The 2650-nt window shown below is 48.4% G+C and carries 2 protein-coding genes; both read left to right on the top strand.

Going from position 1 to position 2650, the window contains the following annotated elements:
* The coding region (locus tag ACUVJL_RS35005; protein ID WP_445250020.1) for a WD40 repeat domain-containing protein at positions 1 to 1561 on the top strand (1561 nt) is incomplete at its 5' end.
* A 35-nt stretch (positions 1562 to 1596) separates the two neighbouring features.
* Positions 1597 to 2241: a Uma2 family endonuclease gene (locus tag ACUVJL_RS35000; RefSeq protein ID WP_445250019.1), complete on the top strand. Its 645-nt coding sequence runs from the start codon at positions 1597 to 1599 to the stop codon at positions 2239 to 2241.
* Positions 2242 to 2650 lie beyond the last annotated feature (409 nt).

The raw sequence follows: 2650 nt of genomic DNA, 5'->3' as shown, positions 1-2650 counted from the left end.
TTTATTAACCATTCTCGATCGCACCGATGCGGTGAGGAGCCTGAGCTTTAGCCCCGACGGGGAAATGCTCGTTAGCGGAAGCGGGGAGGGCACGATCCGATTGTGGAAAAAAGACGGTCCATTCTGGGCCTCGGTAAATTTACTGCGAACATTTCAAGGGCATAGTGCTGCGATATGGGAGGTCGAGTTCAGTCCTGACGGCGAGATATTTGCCTCCGCCAGCATGGATAAAACTGTTAAACTTTGGCGCTCCCATGCCCCGTCAAACGAAGAGTTACAGCCCCTACGAACCCTTAAGGGTCACGCCTCTGGCATTCAGGGTCTAGATTTCAGTCCCGACGGTCAGATTATCGCCTCAGTCAGCGACGATCGAACTATCAAATTTTGGAGCAAAGACGGCAACGCAGGCACGGAGGCACTGCCCCTACGAACTTTTGCAGGACATAGTGAGGCCGTGTGGGATATCGATTTCAGTCCTGACGGCACTTTCATTGCTTCGCTGGGTGTAGGAAATGCTGTCAAACTTTGGCAGCCGAAAAACATTTTTTTCTTGCCCCTGCTAGGTAACGACGCTGCTGTTTATGCTGCTGCTTATGCGCCAAGCGCAGGCTCCGCCAACGCTCCTGACGGGAAAATCGTTGCCACTGCAAGTACAGACGGCACGGTGAAACTTTGGCGCGTCGATGGCACGTTGCACAAGACGCTTAAGCAGGGTACAGGAGGGCTTTGGGATATGGCATTCAGTCCTGACGGTAAAGTCATTGCCGTGGGGGGCGACAAAACAGTTAAACTCTGGCAGCCAGATGGCAGATTCCTGGGAGAAATCGACGCCCACAAAGGTATAGTTTACGGAATTGCTTGGAGTCCTGACGGTAAAATTATTGCCACCGCAAGTACAGACGGCACGGTAAAACTCTGGCAGCCAAACGGCGTGTTAGTGCGAACTCTGAAGCTAGATGGCAGCGCCTTCTGGAGTGTCGCCTTTAGCCCTGATGGAAAAGCTTTAGCCGCCGTCGGTAGCAGCGGTACTATCGCTATCTGGAAGCCCGATGGCACTTTGTTGCAGGCGATTGATGCCCATGAGGCTTTGACTCTAGAGGTCAGTTTCAGTCCCGATGGCAAGACACTCGCCTCAGCCAGTACAGATGGCACCGTCAAACTCTGGAAATTAGAGCCCTCAGACACCTCAGTTCCTCACAAAACACTGCTACGGAGAACGCTTAAAGGTCACACACAGGGAGTGCTGGGAGTTTCCTTTAGCCCGGATGGTGAAATCGTCGCTACGGCAAGTGTCGATAACACGGTGAAACTCTGGAACAAAAACGGCATCTTGCTGACGACGCTCACGGGGCATAGAGGTTTGGTGACAAAAGCTTCCTTCAGTCCCGACGGCACTTTCCTTGCCTCCGCCAGTCATGACCAAACGGCGATTTTGTGGAATGTGAAGCGAATTCTCAATACAGACCCCCTGGCTTTTGGTTGCGACTGGGTGCGGGATTATTTGCGAACGAATGCCGATGTGAAGGAGGAGGATAGACATCTGTGCGATCGAATTCAGTAAATTAGAATGAAGACAACCTAAAGCAGGTAATACTAATGTTTACAAGCGATCTCACAGCGCTACTTGACCAACAAGCACTCCAAGGCCAAGATCCTGAATGCCGCTACATTATCGATCGCGTTAACTGGGAGCAATATGAAGCCTTGCTCGCCAGAAATGGCGATACTTCGGCATATCGAGTCACCTATTTAGATGGAGCCTTAGAAATTATGTCACCTTCCCGTCGCCATGAAAGCAGAAAAACTCGCATTGGAGATCTTTTAGTCATTTACTTCTTAGAAGCAGACATCAACTATTTTCCCTTTGGCTCTACAACCCTGCGACGAGAAGAGAAAAGTGGCGGTACCGAACCCGATGAAGCTTACTGCATTGGCACAGACAAAGAATTTCCCGACCTGGCAATTGAGGTAATCGTTACCAGCGGTAGCATTAACAAATTGGAAGTTTACATAAGACTGAATGTTAAAGAGGTTTGGTTCTGGCAAAATGACCGTTTCAGCCTCTACTATCTGCGAGAAGAAATCCCATCTCAATTTCTCCAAACCTGCGGTTATGAACCAATTGCCCGCAGCGCAATTCTCCCTAATCTGGATATAGAATTGCTGGCAGAATACATTCGATATCCCAATTCGCTAACAGCAGCTAAGGAATTTCGACAACGGCTGCAATCTGGGGCTTAAAAGAATGGTTGACGATTTGAATATCCAGCCTTAGTTTCTTTAGCCGCACCCTTTAGAGTGTGGACATATATTTACCAAAGTGAGATGCACCTAATCCTAGGTTTCAAGCGTTACCAAAAACAACAACTTTTGCAGCTTTTCTGGAAGGGAAACCAGACGGCATCCTTTATAAACTACACGATAGAGTAATTGTTGAAAGGCTGCCAATTGTAGAGGAGAGCATGAAGAGATTAATGGTTTTGCCTCAAAAAAACTAAATGTAGAATTTAACCGATTAAACTTCCCTTATATCAATTCCGGCCTGACTGCCGGAATAATATCAAATCCGCGCTTCTGAGTCGGGCGTAAAGTCGAATCCCGAGGCCAACAAATAATTCGCGCAATTTTCATTTTTTTGACTCACATTCAA

This window comes from Microcoleus sp. OTE_8_concoct_300, assembly GCF_031383065.1.
Classification (GTDB): domain Bacteria; phylum Cyanobacteriota; class Cyanobacteriia; order Cyanobacteriales; family Microcoleaceae; genus Microcoleus.
This window is presented reverse-complemented; position numbering and strand designations above follow the sequence as displayed.